At 63.5% G+C, this 15135-nt stretch carries 15 protein-coding genes and 1 pseudogene; 8 read left to right on the top strand and 8 right to left on the bottom strand.

Annotation, left to right across the window (positions count from 1 at the left end; translation table 11 throughout):
* Nucleotides 1–85: 85 nt before the first annotated feature.
* Genes DMP08_RS11315 through DMP08_RS11305 form a run of 3 tightly spaced genes read right to left on the bottom strand, consistent with a single transcriptional unit; the run spans nt 86 to nt 2489 of the window.
* A complete protein-coding gene (locus DMP08_RS11315; protein WP_123192989.1) occupies nt 86–910 on the bottom strand; it encodes an ABC-2 family transporter permease in 825 nt (274 codons plus the stop codon).
* Nucleotides 907–1749, bottom strand: coding sequence for a lantibiotic immunity ABC transporter MutE/EpiE family permease subunit (locus DMP08_RS11310; RefSeq protein ID WP_244596962.1), 843 nt, complete (start codon nt 1747–1749; stop codon nt 907–909). The genes DMP08_RS11315 and DMP08_RS11310 overlap by 4 nt, the downstream gene beginning before the upstream one ends.
* A complete protein-coding gene (locus DMP08_RS11305) occupies nt 1746–2489 on the bottom strand; it encodes a lantibiotic protection ABC transporter ATP-binding protein (protein ID WP_123192988.1) in 744 nt (247 codons plus the stop codon). The genes DMP08_RS11310 and DMP08_RS11305 overlap by 4 nt, the downstream gene beginning before the upstream one ends.
* Nucleotides 2490–2794: 305 nt before the next feature.
* Between DMP08_RS11305 and DMP08_RS11300 the strand changes: the two genes are divergently transcribed.
* Together DMP08_RS11300 and DMP08_RS11295 are read left to right on the top strand one after the other, a co-directional pair.
* Complete coding sequence (locus tag DMP08_RS11300) at nt 2795–3574, top strand: SDR family oxidoreductase (protein WP_123192987.1); 780 nt, start codon at nt 2795–2797, stop codon at nt 3572–3574.
* 9 nt (nt 3575–3583) lie between these two features.
* Nucleotides 3584–3931 carry a hypothetical protein gene (locus DMP08_RS11295; RefSeq protein ID WP_123192986.1) on the top strand — a complete coding sequence of 116 codons (348 nt, stop codon included), beginning with the start codon at nt 3584–3586 and terminating at the stop codon, nt 3929–3931.
* A gap of 76 nt (nt 3932–4007) precedes the next feature.
* On the opposite strand, the gene DMP08_RS11290 is transcribed toward DMP08_RS11295, so the two are convergent.
* Nucleotides 4008–5378, bottom strand: a complete 1371-nt coding sequence (locus DMP08_RS11290; protein ID WP_123192985.1) for a winged helix-turn-helix domain-containing protein — start codon at nt 5376–5378, stop codon at nt 4008–4010.
* Nucleotides 5379–5686: 308 nt separating this feature from the next.
* On the opposite strand from DMP08_RS11290, the gene DMP08_RS11285 reads away from it, so the two are divergent.
* Both DMP08_RS11285 and DMP08_RS11280 read left to right on the top strand, forming a co-directional pair.
* The gene (locus tag DMP08_RS11285) at nt 5687–6100 is read left to right on the top strand and encodes a hypothetical protein (RefSeq protein WP_123192984.1); all 414 of its coding nucleotides are present in this window, start codon (nt 5687–5689) and stop codon (nt 6098–6100) included.
* 147 nt (nt 6101–6247) lie between these two features.
* Nucleotides 6248–6961: an amidohydrolase family protein gene (locus DMP08_RS11280; protein WP_123192983.1), complete on the top strand. Its 714-nt coding sequence runs from the start codon at nt 6248–6250 to the stop codon at nt 6959–6961.
* On the opposite strand, the gene DMP08_RS11275 is transcribed toward DMP08_RS11280, so the two are convergent.
* Complete coding sequence (locus DMP08_RS11275) at nt 6889–7893, bottom strand: DUF559 domain-containing protein (RefSeq protein ID WP_123192982.1); 1005 nt, start codon at nt 7891–7893, stop codon at nt 6889–6891. The genes DMP08_RS11280 and DMP08_RS11275 overlap by 73 nt on opposite strands.
* 472 nt (nt 7894–8365) lie before the next feature.
* Here DMP08_RS11275 and DMP08_RS11270 point away from each other — a divergent pair, with 472 nt between their 5' ends.
* The 4 genes from DMP08_RS11270 to DMP08_RS11250 all read left to right on the top strand — a co-directional run bounded on the left by DMP08_RS11270 (nt 8366) and on the right by DMP08_RS11250 (nt 11828).
* Complete coding sequence (locus DMP08_RS11270; RefSeq protein WP_123192981.1) at nt 8366–8779, top strand: hypothetical protein; 414 nt, start codon at nt 8366–8368, stop codon at nt 8777–8779.
* Nucleotides 8780–8885: 106 nt separating this feature from the next.
* A complete protein-coding gene (locus tag DMP08_RS11265; protein WP_161555465.1) occupies nt 8886–10280 on the top strand; it encodes an RNA-binding domain-containing protein in 1395 nt (464 codons plus the stop codon).
* Nucleotides 10281–10670: 390 nt separating this feature from the next.
* The gene (locus DMP08_RS12750; RefSeq protein WP_280176558.1) at nt 10671–10802 is read left to right on the top strand and encodes a hypothetical protein; all 132 of its coding nucleotides are present in this window, start codon (nt 10671–10673) and stop codon (nt 10800–10802) included.
* Between the two features lie 630 nt (nt 10803–11432).
* Entirely contained in the window at nt 11433–11828 is a 396-nt protein-coding gene (locus tag DMP08_RS11250; protein ID WP_244596961.1) for a hypothetical protein, read from the top strand.
* Between the two features lie 250 nt (nt 11829–12078).
* On the opposite strand, the gene aguA is transcribed toward DMP08_RS11250, so the two are convergent.
* The 3 genes and pseudogenes from aguA to DMP08_RS12665 all read right to left on the bottom strand — a co-directional run.
* Nucleotides 12079–13239 carry an agmatine deiminase gene (aguA, locus tag DMP08_RS11245; RefSeq protein ID WP_123192977.1) on the bottom strand — a complete coding sequence of 387 codons (1161 nt, stop codon included), beginning with the start codon at nt 13237–13239 and terminating at the stop codon, nt 12079–12081.
* 100 nt (nt 13240–13339) lie between these two features.
* Nucleotides 13340–14833, bottom strand: coding sequence for an APC family permease (locus tag DMP08_RS11240; protein ID WP_123192976.1), 1494 nt, complete (start codon nt 14831–14833; stop codon nt 13340–13342).
* 135 nt (nt 14834–14968) lie between these two features.
* Nucleotides 14969–15135 (bottom strand): annotated as a pseudogene (locus DMP08_RS12665) (putrescine carbamoyltransferase); the annotation flags it as partial.

Raw genomic sequence — 15135 nt, 5'->3', positions numbered from 1 at the left:
TCGCCTCTCATCGCCGCAGGCCGATGTCTCACAAGCACCCCTTGCACGACATCGGCCTTTTCGGCTTCATTGTACCTCGAGCACTTTACTCCCCGGCACGCCTCTTGTCCTCATAGCAATCCACGCGCGCCAGAAGCAGCGTCGAGAGCGCAACCGTCGAAACGGCGCACACGACGCCGATGCGCAGAAGCGCGCCAACGAGCGCCGCCGCAACCTGCGCCCCGGCCGACAGCGGACCGGCTATCGCCAGCTCGATGGCCAGCGATGCGAAGCGCGAGGGCCATGCAAACGGGATGAAGGCGGCAGCGTTCGCGCCGAACGACCCGCTCAACGTGCCAGTGACCAGCCCATTCGCCAACCCGCCCATCGAAGCGAGCGCCACGCCGAAGCCGATCGCGCCCAACCCGATGGCCACATTGCGACCGAAGCGCAGCGCGACCCACAGCGAAAGGGCGTACAGCGCCGCGCTGCCCGCCGCGATGCCGCACGCGCCCGCAAGGCACGCCGCCAGCGAAGGAACGTCCCGCCCCGCCGCGGCGACGATCCCCCAGAACAGCACCGCCGCGACAAGCGCAGCTGCAAAGCCGAGCGCCAGCAGCACCGCTCCCTTCGCCGCGAACGCGAGCCTGCGCGACGGCACGCCCAGCAGGTTCGCGCAATCGCCCGCCTCGCGCTCCGCATCCACGGAAAGGCCGCACGACAAACCCACGATCAGGGGCGCGCCGGCACCCAGCAACTGGAAGAACGCATCGGCGCCCAGCAGGCTGTCCCAAGCGGCGCACGCGAAGTACCCACCGGCGGCCGCCCCCAGAGCCAATGCGATCGCGAGGTGCATCCCCACAAGCGGCGAGCGGCGCACGCGTACGATCTCCGAGCGAACCGCACGCCCGAACGTCATCCGAACCGTCATTTCGCTTCCCGCCTTCCATACCATCGCGCGCCGAGCACGGCCAGCACGACGAAGACCGCGACGGCGATGCCAAGCCCCAGCATCGCCTCCCATCCGAACGATCCCAGCGGGTCGCCCGCCTCAAGCGGCACGCCCGAAGGCGCGACTCCCATGAACGGCGACGCCGCGCACAGGGTCGTTGCCGGAGGAAAGAGGAACCATGCGGGACTCGTCCAGAACGCGATGCCCATTCCCAGTTGCAGCATGACGGGAACCGCGATGCCCGCAAGCGTGCCGAAGCGCGTGGTGAGCGCAAGCCCCACCGGCACCATCCAGGCGTTTCCAACAACCAGTAACACCGCCGTGACCAGGCCCGCCGCCGCAGACGGCGCATCGCAGCCCAGAAGGTCCGCCGCAACGCCGGCCGTCAGCACCACCAAGTTCGCAGCCAGCGCAAGCACCAGCGCGTACGCAACCTTGGCCCACCACGCGCTCGATGGCGGCAGCGGCAGCCCAAGAACGGGCCGCAGCTTCTGCCGCGCATCGATGTTGGCGATCGACGCGGTCACGAGCGCGACGGCAACGGGAAGCATGAGCGCGTACCAGTAGTTCCAGCCGTACGTGGCGAACGCCCCGATCGCGCCGCCGCCGAAGACGCCGGCCGCCGCCATGCCCATCGCGCAGAACGGCAGCGGAGCGACCAAGGCGATCTTGCGAGGCGCGGCGCGCTTGCCCTTGAGCGCCTCGGCCCTGAAGGCTGCCGTATAGACGGCAAACGCGGAAGAGCGTTCGGCGCGTTCAGCGCACGCATGCAGCGATTCCGCAGCTTCCGCACGCCCGCCTGCTCGCCGCCCCGTCATCGCACGCCCCCGTCCTCGCCGGCAGCCCCGCGCTCCACCGCCACCCGACGGCACACGTCCATGAACAGCCGCTCGAGATCGGCACCGGGCGCAAGCTCGCCCTCGTGCGCCAAACAGCCTTCGGCGATGATGCCCACGTGATCCGCCGTATGCGACACCTCGGTCAGAATATGGCTCGACACCACAACCGTCACGCCTTGCTGGGGCAGCGAGCGTATCAGACCGCGCAGCTCCTCGATGCCGATGGGATCAAGCCCGTTGGTCGGCTCGTCCAGGATGAGCAAGCGCGGGCAACCGAGCAGCGCGAGCGCAATGCCCAAGCGCTGCTTCATGCCCATCGAGAACTGCCCCGCGCGCTTCTTGCCGGTTGCAGTCAGATCGACCGTCTGCAGCACTTCCCCGATGCGGGACTCGGAAACGCCCAACAGCGTGGCGCGCACGCGCAGATTCTCCCAAGCCGTAAGGTTGGGATACACCGGCGGCGTCTCTATGAGCGCTCCGATGCGGTACAGGTCGCCGCGGCGCCAAGGACGCCCGTCGAGCAAGATGTCCCCCTCAGTGGGATGCAGCATGCCGGCGACCATCTTGAGCACGGTGGACTTCCCCGCCCCGTTCGGGCCCAAAAGCCCGTACACGGCCCCTTCGGGAACATGCAAGGACACGCGATCGACCGCCGTTTGGGCGCCCGACCCGCGCCCGAATCGCTTCGTGAGGTTCTTGGTTTCAAGCAGGTAGCTCATGGTGGCTTTCCTTTCCTTCGCTTCCTTCGCCCCTCACGATAAACGGCGTTTCTCAAGGATTTCTAAAGGACGCGGGAAACGGGGGCGCGAACCCGTTCGCAAACGAAAGGCGCGCGGCAAAAAGCCGACGGTCTGCACGTTCGTGCGCATGCGCCGCTCGCCGAATCGCGCAGCCCGCGCATGAAAGCCAACCGACCGCTGGCCCGCTGCGGCAAACCTCGCGCGCAAGAACTTGCTACGATTCGAAGCGAAACGACAACCATCATCAGCAAGGGAGAGCGGCGCCTTGCGGAGGAAGGACGGGCATGGGCATCTACGTCATCACCGGAGCCACAAGCGGCATCGGCGCGAAAACCGCCGAAATCCTGCGCGATCGCGGCCACGAGGTGGTCAACATAGACCTGAACGGGGGCGACATCAACGCGAACCTTGCCACGAAGGAAGGGCGCGCGGGCGCTATCGCCGAACTGCATGAGCGCTACCCCGAAGGCATCGACGCCATGATCTGCAACGCGGGCGTTTCGGGCGGCAAGGCCCCTATACCGCTCATCATATCGCTCAACTATTTCGGCGCCACCGAGATGGCGTGCGGCGTGCTCGACCTGCTGAAAAAGCGCGGCGGAAGCTGCACCGTCACGTCGTCGAACTCCATCGCGCAAGGAGCCGCGCGCATGGACGTGGCCGGCATGCTGAACGACCATCCCGACGAAGACCGCATCATCGATCTGGTCAAAGACGTGGATCCCGCCATCGGGCACGTGTACTACGCATCCACGAAATACGCGCTCGCCCGCTGGGTGCGCCGCATGAGCCCCGAGTGGGGATCGCGCGGCGTTCGCCTGAACGCGGTCGCCCCCGGCAACGTGCGCACCGCCATGACCGACAACATGCTGCCCGAGCAGCGCGCGGCCATGGAAGCCATCCCCGTTCCGACGCATTTCGGGGAAGAGCCGCTCATGGAGCCCGTCGAGATCGCCAACGCCATGGCGTTCATCGCCTCCCCCGAAGCGTGCGGCATCAACGGCGTGGTCCTGTTCGTGGACGGCGGCACCGACGCCCTGCTCAATTCCGAGAAAGTCTACTAGGAGGCAGCCATGGTCATCAACGATTTCGTCGCCGCGATGCAGGCCAAAGACCACCGGGCGCTGGCCGCTTGCTTCACCGAGGAATGTCGCCTGGTCGATTACTGCCCCTCCATGGTGAAGCGGCAGAACGCTTTTTTGTACGGACGCAATTCCATCGAGATGTTCTTCCATAACAAGTTCGTCTTCGGGGGCTTCACCATGCGGGATCCTCGCGTGGTGAACGATCGCGTGGTGAACTTCTACGCCGACTACAACGGCGCCATCATCCATGCATTCGCCCAGATAGAAAACTGCAACGACGGATCCTGCAGCCTGAACGACAGCCTGATTCGAGAACTGGTGATCCGCCCGGCGTAGGGGCGGCACGAGCCGATCCGCATGCTGCGAGAGGGAAGAAGGGGGCGCCTTTTCCAAGCGCCCCCTTCTTCCCGTTCTATGGATTGCATTTTGAGCAGGCGCCGTAGCCTTGCGCGATCGCGTTTGAGCGCGAGATGGGAATTTGGCTTTTCTTCAGGTACTGGCATCCGTCGCGGTGGAACTTCTCGCCCGTCTTCGTGATGTAGACCGTGACGTCGTCTCCGCCGACCCCGCCGCCTCCTCCCGAGACTGCGGCAGCCGCGACGGCTGCTTCCTGCTCGGCGGCCGCCGCCGCTGCGGCCTGTTCCTCGGCCGCCTTCGCCGCGGCAGCTTCCTCCTCGGCCTTCTGGCGCTCGGCCTCCTTCTCCGCCTCGATCTTGGCCATGCTCTCGGCATCGAGCTTCAGGGACAAGCGGGCCGTCTGATCCTTCGTGCCGTCGAAGGAGCACTTCACCGAATCAGATGCGAAAACGCTCTCGCCCACCTTCAAAGACGAGGGATCGAGCTTGAAGACGTACGTTCCGGCCGGGTAGGCAAGCACGTAGCTTTTGCCGAGCGCGGCCTCGTGCCTGTCGTCGACCTTCGTGCCGTCGTCCTGCGTACCGGTGACGAGCACGGTCACCGATGCGGGCAGCGATTCGCCGCTGCCGTTGACGACGAAGCTCAGCTCGCCCTCCTGAGCGGGAGCGGCGGGCTGCTGCTGGACAGCCGAAGGATCGGGACCCCCCTGCGGTGGAGCCTGACTGCCGCCCGCGAGGGCGCCGGCGGACATGACGAGGCCAAGCGCGACCGCGCACGCGGCCACGGCGAGCGTCGCCGTGGGGCGGCGCGGAGGCAAGGATGCGGCATCGGCGCGCTTCTTGTCCCGGTAGACGAGCGCGAGCGAGGCGACGCCGCACAGCACACCGGCGAACGCGAGGACGCCGGTGAAGCACAGCAGGAGCCCGACCACGGCCAGAATGAGCGGCAAGTTGGGCGACTTCGCCTTCTTCTCCGGCTCCGGGAACACCACCACGCCTCCTTCGAGCGGCGCCGCCGCCTTCTTGCCGTCGGGCGCCCCGCGGCGAGGCGGCTCGTAGAGAGGCGCGTCGGACACGAGTTCTTGCGCTTCAGGCTGCGGCGGCAGAGCCTGGTCGGAAGCGACGCCTGCGATGCGCGCCTTGCCGGCCTCGGCGAGCCTGACCTTGCCGGCGTCGGGGTACTCGACGAGCCCCTCCTTGCGCAGTTCGGCGCGGGCCTTCTCAACCCGGTTCGCGAAAAGCGGCGTCGCGCTGCCGGAAACGCGGTAACGTTCCTGTTGCGGAGAAAGGCCGAGCAGCTTCGCCACCCCATGCTCAAACGACCCGAACGACCTCTGCCGGCCGCTCGAAAGGGCTTTCAGAGCCGCCTCCTTGATCGTTTCCACGTCGGGGATGTCATCCCGTGAAACGCTTTCCTTCTCCCCCATGCCACCGCCCCTCTCGTAAGGAACCTCTTATGCCACCAGCGATTATCCAATTTTGATTCATGACTATTCTAGCAAATATATAAGCCTAGCGATGATGGTTCTCGGTTTCGCCGGACGGTCATGGCGCCGAAAACGCATCCGGTGCCATCGAACCAACCCGAGAGTTTTGCGAGCACGAGTCCGTGACCATTCGGCAACGACGGGGGGCGTCGGCGGGGGGAACGCCGTATCGTATACGGACACGCCCTTCGGGTGAAACTCGAACCGAAGGGCGCGAACGAAGGCCGGGAAGCGGGAGGCGCTGTCGCATGAAGTCGTTTCTGCAGGACATGACGATGAACCTGACGCGCTGGATACAAGGGCGCTACGGCAACGACAGCCTGTCGAACGGGCTGGTCGCGCTCGGCGTCATCGCGCTTCTGTTGTCAATCATCCCGGGGCTCGGCGCGTTCTCGCTGCTCTCGTTCGTTTGCCTGGCCATCGCCATCTTCCGCAGCCTGTCTAAGAACTTCGCCCGACGCCGCAAAGAGAACGAGACCTACGAGCGCGTCATGAAGGGCCCGAAGCGCACCTACGCGATGGCGAAGAAGGCTTGGGCGAACCGCGCCACGACGCGTTACTTCAAATGCAAGGGATGCGGCACCGCGCTCTCCGTCCCGCGCGGCGAGGGAACGCTGCGCGTTGTCTGCCCCAAATGCAAGAAGGAGACGAGGAAGTCGTAGGGCCGTAGGCGCGGTCGGAACGCATGCACGCGCGCTGCTCACGAGGCGCTCGTTCGTGGCAGGGTCCGCGATCGCCGCGCTGGGGTTCATGACCGGGGGCCTCGCCGGCTGCGCGTCAACCGAGACCGTCCCGGCGCCGACGGCGGCGTGACCCTCTCGCCCGGCTTCACGGGCATCACCAACATCACGCGCGGCGGCCTGAACATCAACGAGCTGCACCACCGCCTTGACGAGGAGGGCAGACTCAAGCCGCGCATGCGCATCGCAACCACGATGGAACCCACCTGCACCTACGACGAGGCGCTGGCCGCCATCAAGGGAAGCGCCAGCTTCGACTCCGAGATGACGATTGCCAACACGGCGAAGATCTTCTACGACGGCGTAATCGAGAGCGGTACGGCCGTCATGATCGAACCTTACCTGGAGGCCGCCTACATCGGTGAGGAGGACGCCGACATGCACCACTGGGCCGAACAGGCGCTCACGCCCTACCAGATGCTCGAAGCCTACACGAAGAACGTCGCGTACCAGAACTTCATGGAGAACTTTACGGGCACCGTGGAGGTGGGCAAGCGCGCCGCCCGGGCGTTCTGCACGCGTTCCTCCGTTTTCCGCACGAAAACCTCCCTCGTGCGAATCGCACGAACCTCCCGGGCTGCATCGGAAGCGAATCCCCGCAAAGTACCCACCCTTGCGAACTGGCCTTTCAGGTATGGAAGCGTCTCAACCCCTCTGCGACTTCTTAATCAGTTTCGCACGAAGGTGCTTTTTGTGCCATCAAAGGGAAATCACGTGCACCGAAGGTCGTCGTACCCTATCGGAAGCCCGAGCTGCCTCCTGAGCTTGAGCTTCCTCTCGTGATAATGCGAAACCCTCACCGGAGTGCGCTTGCCGAGATGACGGCGGATCGTCTCGGCTATCGCGTCGGTGGCAACCACGCTGTTCAGCTCGTCGTTCGTGATGCCGATGACCGTCCACCCCATGGAGAGGAGAGCGTTCGTCCTCCTCGAGTCCGAGATGCGCATCTCCTCCCCTTCATGGCATTTCCGGCTTTGGTACTCCACGTCAAGCTTCGCCTCCGGCCAGCACAAATCGCAGCGAAAGCTCGACTTGCCGGTAAGCGCCCGCGCGGTCGGACTCGCCTTCACCTCGTAGTTCATGCGGGGGATTCCCAACCCCAGCCCGCCATGCATCATGGGCATGCCGAGGACGAGAGCATTTTGCGTCTCGCGCGCAGAAGCGGAGCCGTCAGCCGCATAGCGTAGAACGTCCGCTAACCGCCTCGATCCGCGAAGCGACGGGTTGCGCATGGCGAAGTCAGCAATCGCCCGAACGGAGACGAGAGGTTTCACCCGATAGGCGTCCGGCACGCCGGTAAGTCGGGTTTGGTACGTGCCGCATGCTTCGTAAACGAGCCGCAAAAGCGCGATCATGCCCTCCTCCTGCGCCGCAGCATGCGCAAGGGCGAGGGCCGCAGCGCCCACAGCCACGCCCCCGCCAAGCCGAAGCAACGCCCGGCCTTGGAGCTGCGACGTGCACACATGCGCCCTGCATGCGCGCGACGGACGGCGCCCGGCAGCGCTGGACACCAGGACATGCGCAGGACTCTCGACAAGAATGCCGGGATGGGCTGTTTGGAGCTTCTCGATAGCTCGCTCGAGCTCGCCGACGAGCGGCGCTTGCTCGGGGGGCCTGCACGCGCTGCCTCGCAACACGGCGAAAGCGGCCGGATCCGTCGTGCGCAGCATCTGGAACGCGGTTCGATGTCCGAAGCATATCGTCGGCGCGCTCATGCGAACCGCCCCTGGACGTGCGTGCCGAATTCCGATCGGAAGACAGACGAAGACACGCGACCCCCTTTGAGCCCTGGGCTTCAGAGGATCCTGCGAACGTGGTAGGGGAAACACGGGAACGGTTTCCGCAATGGGCCGCTTCAAGAGAAAGGGCGTCCGCACTGGCTCTTCGTTGCGGCTATTCTAGCACGCGAACGTGCTTCGACGACACAAAATTCGCCTTCGTGACAAGGATCCTGGGACTCCAAGGGCGAAGCTCCTGACGGTGCCAGGCAAGCTTCGGAGTTTCACCTGGCCGAAAACGAGGAGGGCATGAGCCCACCGCGAGATCGCAGTTCGGTTTCACCGCAGCGTTCGCACGAGGGGGGGGTTGTGTGTCGCCAAGGCGAGAACGCATGCAGACGGGCCGCCGGGTGCGCCCTAACCGAATGCGAGGAAGGCGATACCGTTAACGATGGAGTAGGCGAACGGGATGCCTGCGATGGTGACGAACGCCGGGAAGGCCGCGGCGGTTGGGGTACACGTCTCGATGTCGCCGCGCGCATCGACGAAACCCGTTTTGGAGCCCACCGCCGTCGGGAAGCGCCTGGAACGGCGCCGCGAACGTCGAGAAGCCCAGCGCTACGTCCTCATGCTGGCGCACGAGCGCATGAGCCGGGTGCTTCCCGACGAGAACGTGATGCTCGAGCAGCTGGGACTGATGGTGGCACTGCACGAGATGCGCAAGCACGAGCAGCGCTACAACAACCTGCTGCTCGACCGCGTGTTCTACGGGAGCTCGCCGTCCGAGCAGAAGAAGCTGCTCGGATTCAACCTGGATTCGAGCGACGACGTGCTCAGCATCCAGCTGGCGTTGAAGATAGATTTTTTCATCGAACGATACTGACGGGGCGGGAGCGGCTTGCGAAAAGCAATACCATCCAGTAGTAAAATTAGTACAAATGTTCGCTATAATGTGCTATGCTTCTCCTAAAAAAGGAGGGGGCGACAGCATGAACCTGGGGCATGAAACCGAGCGGATCGAGTTCAAGAAATCGACTTCCGAGCTCAAGGAGGCGGCTGTCTCGGTGGCCGCGATCCTCAACAAGCACGGGAGCGGCACGCTGTACTTCGGCGTGAAGCCGGACGGCGAGGTGTGCGGGCAAGACGTGGCGGAATCGACGCTGCGGGAGGTGAGCCAAGCAATCGGCTGCGCCATCGACCCGCGCGTGCATCCCGTCGTCGAAGCGCTCGACGACGAGGGGCGCCGCTACGTGCGCGTAGACTTTTCCGGAAGCGACGCTCCTTACGCCTGCAGGGGCGCCTACCGCATCCGCGTCGCGGACGAGGACGTGCTCATGGCACCGGCGGAGGTGCGCCGCATGGCGGTCGAGGCCGAAGATCGGATCAACCCTTGGGATTCGCGGCTTTCGCAGCGCAACGTCGCCGACGTCAGCGAGAAAGAGTTGCGCGCCTACATCGAGCGCGGCAACGCATGCGGTCGCATCAGCTTCGCGTACGAAGGCGTGGAGAGCACGCTCACGCGTTTGGGGCTCGTACGGGAAGGACGGCTCACCAACGCGGCCGAGGTGCTGTTCTGCGAATCCTTCTACCCCATGCTCAAGATGGCCATCTTCGCCAACCACCAGAGAGTCGACATCCTGGACATCCAGCAGGAGCAAGGCACCTTGTTCGAGCTGGCGCGCAAAGCCGAGTTCTACGTGCTCAGCAGCATCAGGAGAAGGGCCGTGTTCACCGGCAAGATCGAGCGTGACGAGATACCGGAGCTTCCCATGGACGCTGTGCGCGAGGCCATCCTCAACGCGTTCGCGCACCGTTCGTACCGCTCCGATCTGGCAATCCAAGTGGAAGTTTACCCTGACAGCGTCGAGATCTTCAGCCCCGGCTGGTTCCCGCACGGCAAAACACCGGAAGCTCACCTGTTGGGCGAGGACAAGTCGTCCACCAGCAGGAACAAACTCATCGCCAAGGCGCTGTTCCTATCCAAGGAGATCGAGTCCTTCGGCACGGGCCTCCCCCGTATTAAAAAACTTTGCGATGCCGAGGGCATCAAACTCGAGTACCAGAAGGACACGAACGGAACCACCGTGGTCTTCCACCGCAACGATCCGTTCGCGGCGATGTCCGAACGGGAAGCGCAGGCAACAACCGCCCCGAAACCCGACTGGACGCTTTCCCGGACAGCGCTGGACGTCTTCCGTGCGGTCAAAGCCGAATCCGATTTGACCGTGGCGCAAATTTCCGAACGAACACACAGGTCGATCCGAACAGTCGAGCGCTCGCTCAAAGAGCTTCGAGACGCAGGGCTCATCACCCGAAAAGGCTCGAACAAAACCGGCAGCTGGATGGTTTTAAGCGATGCAGATGACGGAACAAATCCTTCATAAAGCCTGACAAAAGCGGCCTAAAGATAAATGGCGGGATAAATGGCGGGATAAATGGCGGGATAAATGGCGGGATAAACGAGCTCCGATAGCGCAGACGCGAACGGGGCGTTGGCGACGCACGTAGATACCCGTCCTTCATCGTATTTGCGTTGACCATAGACAGCATGAAGCTACAAGATGCGCTCAATATACTGCTGGATCGGGACGCTCGCGGACGCTACGCGCTCCGCAAGCGCGACCTTGCCATCGTGCTGGACGAATCGGGTCGCACACTCGGCCAGACGCTCGAGAGCGCCCTTCACTCGACCTCGTCGACGAAGGAAAGCCGCATGCCCAAAATCGACTTCAACGCCTACGCCGCCCAGCTCGCGCGCGAACGGTCGGCAGACCATGACTCCCGTCATCGAGAAGGAGCTTCTACACTACGAGATCCTACGCGCCATGGAGCAGGGCGGCTTGCTGGCGAGCCTCACGTTCCAAGGCGGCACGCGCCCACGCCTCTGCTACGTCGCGCCGCGCTAACCGAAAACGTGCGGGAGCTTTACGCATATTGCAAGGCGCAGAAACAGGGCGCTCCCTCAAGACGCAAAAGCGCGTTTCTGGCTCCCGATATCGTGTCACGGGTCCTCATTTGCGCCCACATTTCGCACGCGCCCCTACCCAAACCAAGGTCGGCGCGAGCGGGCCGACGACCACGCTCGCGCGCCCAAATGCACGATTCTTCCCAAAATGTTGCGCGCGAGCGCATACCGAGACCCGCACATCGACAGTAAGCACTTACGACCAGGCAAAACGCACAATCGCATCGAAGACATCCCCTTGGCAGGCCCTTCGAACGCAACATTGGAGGAAGAATCGCGCAAAAACAGGATGCCCGCTGCCAACGCGGGCAGCAGCCACCGAGTCGAGCGCACGTGGCATCAGCTGCCCAGCCACAACGATGTCTTCTTCCGTCGCAAGGCTAATAAACCGTTGGGCAACAGGCGCGAAGCCGGCTCGTGCGCATTTCGCAAACCCCGTATCGTGGGAGCGCGCCCTGCAGCAGCTTAAAACTCGGAGCCCGCAGGGCGCTCTGCGGTAGAATGACACTCTACGAAACCGCATCCGCTTACTCGGCGAAAGGCAACACACGTGAAGGACTTTTTCCAACGCATGGCATTGAAAACGGCCCAATGGATGCAAGGGCGTTACGGACTGGACGGGCTGTCGAACGGGCTCATGGCGCTGGGCATCATCTCCATGCTGCTGTCCGTGCTTCCTTATCTGGAAGCATTCTCATGGGTCGCGCTGACAAGCATGGCCTTGGCCCTGTTTCGCACCTGCTCCAAGAACTTCGCCCAACGACGCAAAGAAAACGCCGTGTACGAGCGCATCATGGCCAAGCCGAAACGCGCGTACGCCCTGGCCAAGAAGAAGTGGGTCAACCGCAAAACCACGCTGTACTTCACCTGCAAGAACTGCGGCCAAGCCCTTTCGGTTCCGCGCGGCAAAGGCACCTTGCGCGTGGTCTGCCCGAAATGCAAGACGGAGATCACCAAGAAGTCGTAGCCATCACGCTCGACGGGAAACGAGCAAACCGGCAAGACGAAGACGTGAATGGAGCAGGGGGACGAAGGCAATAGCCCGTCCCCCTGCTCCATTAAAAAGAGCGACCCTGGCGATAAGGGTCGCTCTTTGGCCGCCTGGCCCCATGCCCGGTGCGCACCGGATTTTCGCATCGAACCAAACGGCTTCGCGGAAAAGGCGGAATTGCACTGCGGCGACCTGGGCAAAGCGCAAGCCGCCGCAATCGGTCAACCTACTTGCCGGCAGGCTCCTGCTGCGTGATGCAGTGGATGTTGCCGCCGCCGAAGACCACCTGGTCGGTCTTCACGCCCACGGCCTTGTACGCGCCCTCGCCCCAGGCCTCGTCGAACGCGGCCTGGATCTGCTGGACGGCCAGCACGTCGTTCTCGTCGCCGTACTGCGGCACGATAACGCCGCCGTTGACGATGAGGAAGTTCATGTAGGACGCGATCAGCGGCTCGTCGGCCACGCGCGGCTCGGCATATTCCTCGGTGTCGATGGAGTCGCAGGACGCCTGGTCCATGTACAGCGGCTTCACGGGCATGACGAGTTTCGTCACTTCAAGCTTGCGGCCCTTGGCGTCCACGGCGTTGGAAAGCGTCTCGTAGGCGGCATGGCACTCGTTGTAGAACGGGTAGTCCGGATCGTCGGACCAGATGCACAGCATCTTGCCGGGGGCCACGAAGCACGCCACGTCGTCGATGTGACCGTTCGTCTCCTCGGGGTCGATGCCGTCCTTCACCCAGATGACCTTTTCGACGCCCAGGTAGTTCTTCAGACCCTCGTCCATGTACGCGCGCAGCTCTTCGGACCACGCCTCGTAGTCGGTCACGGACGCGTTGCGGCCAGGATCGAGCAGGCACATGTCCGTGGTGACGACCGTGCCCTCGCCGTCAACGTGGATGGAGCCGCCCTCAAGGATGAGGCTTTCGGGACGGTAGCGACGGCATCCGCTCATCTCGGCCATCTTGAGCGCGATCTGCTCGTCTTTGTCCCACGGGAAGTACAGGCCGTTCTCGAACCCGCCGTAGGCGTTGAAGTGCCAATGCACGGCGCGCTTGTCGCCCTCGTCGTTGACCACCCAGGTGGCGCCGGTGTCGCGCACCCATGCGTCGTCGGTGGTCATCTCGATCACGGTAATGTTCTCGTCGTCCTCGAACACAGCCTTGGCGTTGGCGTAGTCGACCTGGTTCACGCACATGGTGACGGGCTCGAACTCGGCGATAGCGCGCGCAACTGCGGCGTACTGCTTCTGAGCGGGCTTCGCTCCCCACGCCCACGTGTCGGTGCGGTGCGGCCACGCCATCCAAATGCGGGTCTGCGGCTCGAACTCGCCGGGCATGCGGTAGCCGTCGGCCTTCGGGGTTGACTGGGATTCGGTAATCGTCTTCATGATGCACACCTTTCTGTTTGGTTTGCAAATCCTGTTTCGTAGATTCTCCCACGGACGGGGCTTGCGAATCGCCCCGCCCGTCCAATCGAAATCACAGCGTTTACGCCACCGGCTGAGCCTCGGGTTCTTTCTCCGCAGCGCTCTGCGAAGCCTCGCGCGCCTCTTCGGCAGCTTCCTCAGCCAAGCGCTCGGCAGCCAACTCGGGCGTCAGGCCCTTGTATTCGTTCGTGCGACCGCGCTTCGACCAAACGCGCACCACCTCGCCCAGCACGACGAACACCAGCACGCCCACCAGCATCGGAATCTTCGAAAGCTCTTCTTCCGAGCCGTTCAACGGCACGATGGTGGCGATGATGGCCAGCACCAACTCGATGGCGGGGACGGCCAGCATGACGTACATGAGCTTGCCCTTGAAGGGGAAGGTGAACACGCGCGGACGGTTCGGATCGACCTTGCGCAGCCTCAGGAACGCGGTGAACATGGGGATGTAGCTGATCAGCAGGAACACGACGTTCATGGAGAACAGCATCCAGAAGATGCCCTCGGAGATAGCCGGAATGGGGATCAACTGCAGCATGAGGGCCAAGGACGCCACCACGCCGTTGATGATGGCCGCACCCGTGGGCATGCCGGTCTTCGCGTTTTCGTGAGCGAACAGCTTGGGCATGTTGCCGTGCTTCGCCGCATAGTCGGCCACGAAGTTCACGCCGAAGGACCAGGAAGCCATGTTCGCGAACAGCGTGACCAGGAACACCACGCAGATCAGCATGAAGATGGGGGACGCCTCGCCCACCATGGTCATGACCGCGTAGATCATGCCGAAGTCGGGATCGATCTGATCGGCCGGAATGGCAGCGCCGATGCCGAACGAGCAGAACAGGTAGATCGCAGCGATGGCCAAACCGCCCAAGATGATGGCCTTGGGAATGTCGCGCGAGGGGTTCTTCATGGCGCCGGCGAACGTGCAGATGACCTCGAAGCCCATGAAGTTGAACAGGATGATGGACAGGTACGTAAGCGCGTTGGTGTTGGTGAGGTCGGGAACGAACGTAGCCGGGGACATATCGCTGGCGAAGCCGTTGTTCATGGCGTACCAAATGCCCAGACCGCCGACCGACACCGCGATGAGCACTTTGAGGATGGCGCCGCCGTTGAGGATCCACGCGGAATCGGACACCTTCGAAAAGCTCATGAACACGACGATCCATACGAACGCCAGCTCGATGGCGAGCACCGGGACAAGTTCGAACTCGACGCCGAACACCATGCCCAGAATATCGGGGAACAGCGTTGCCAAAGACGCGATCCACAGCGGGAAGTTGATCCAATAGTACCAGGCCACGCGGCTACCCCAACGGTCGCCGAACGCCTCGCGGATCCAGTCGTACAAGCCGCCGTCGGAATCGTAGGTGGTCCCCAGCTCGGCCACCACCATGCCGTACGGAAGCAGGAACGTGATGATGAGGAAGATCCACCAGAAGAACTGCTGGTTGCCGATGGCGGCTGCGGGTGCTGCGGCCTCGGCCACGAACACGACGCAGATCACCGACAGGATCACGCTCATGAATGAAAACTTTTTAACTTTGTTGCTCATGCGTATCCCCCTTCCAGGGGTTCGGCTCCACCGGGCCGCGCCGGCTTGGCGACGCGGGCCCGGCCCGGTGGAGCGCTCGATCATGGGGAACGGGTTGCGCGCCTCGCGCCGCGCAACCCGCCAAGGTCTCTTTTGCTACTTGCCGATCTTGCTCAACACCGCATTCATGCGGGCTTCGGCGGCGTCGGCCACGGCCGCGTCCTCGACGGTCTTCGGGCACAGGTAGGCCAGGATGGCGCGGATGGAGTGCTTGCGGTTCTCGGCCTCCACCCAGCACAGGCTGCGCTCGGGGCTGTCCATGA

The organism is Paraeggerthella hongkongensis (assembly GCF_003726035.1).
GTDB lineage: Bacteria > Actinomycetota > Coriobacteriia > Coriobacteriales > Eggerthellaceae > Paraeggerthella > Paraeggerthella hongkongensis.
Note: the sequence above shows the minus strand (reverse complement) of the source record. Positions and strands in the feature narration are given on the sequence as shown.

Coding starts and splice junctions, on each gene's coding strand:
- DMP08_RS11315 (WP_123192989.1), bottom strand. CDS start 910: ATGACGGTTCGGATGACGTTCGGGCGTGCGGTTCGCTCGGAGATCGTA.
- DMP08_RS11310 (WP_244596962.1), bottom strand. CDS start 1,749: ATGACGGGGCGGCGAGCAGGCGGGCGTGCGGAAGCTGCGGAATCGCTG.
- DMP08_RS11305 (WP_123192988.1), bottom strand. CDS start 2,489: ATGAGCTACCTGCTTGAAACCAAGAACCTCACGAAGCGATTCGGGCGC.
- DMP08_RS11300 (WP_123192987.1), top strand. CDS start 2,795: ATGGGCATCTACGTCATCACCGGAGCCACAAGCGGCATCGGCGCGAAA.
- DMP08_RS11295 (WP_123192986.1), top strand. CDS start 3,584: ATGGTCATCAACGATTTCGTCGCCGCGATGCAGGCCAAAGACCACCGG.
- DMP08_RS11290 (WP_123192985.1), bottom strand. CDS start 5,378: ATGGGGGAGAAGGAAAGCGTTTCACGGGATGACATCCCCGACGTGGAA.
- DMP08_RS11285 (WP_123192984.1), top strand. CDS start 5,687: ATGAAGTCGTTTCTGCAGGACATGACGATGAACCTGACGCGCTGGATA.
- DMP08_RS11275 (WP_123192982.1), bottom strand. CDS start 7,893: ATGAGCGCGCCGACGATATGCTTCGGACATCGAACCGCGTTCCAGATG.
- DMP08_RS11270 (WP_123192981.1), top strand. CDS start 8,366: ATGCCTGCGATGGTGACGAACGCCGGGAAGGCCGCGGCGGTTGGGGTA.
- DMP08_RS11265 (WP_161555465.1), top strand. CDS start 8,886: ATGAACCTGGGGCATGAAACCGAGCGGATCGAGTTCAAGAAATCGACT.
- DMP08_RS12750 (WP_280176558.1), top strand. CDS start 10,671: ATGACTCCCGTCATCGAGAAGGAGCTTCTACACTACGAGATCCTACGC.
- DMP08_RS11250 (WP_244596961.1), top strand. CDS start 11,433: ATGGCATTGAAAACGGCCCAATGGATGCAAGGGCGTTACGGACTGGAC.
- aguA (WP_123192977.1), bottom strand. CDS start 13,239: ATGAAGACGATTACCGAATCCCAGTCAACCCCGAAGGCCGACGGCTAC.
- DMP08_RS11240 (WP_123192976.1), bottom strand. CDS start 14,833: ATGAGCAACAAAGTTAAAAAGTTTTCATTCATGAGCGTGATCCTGTCG.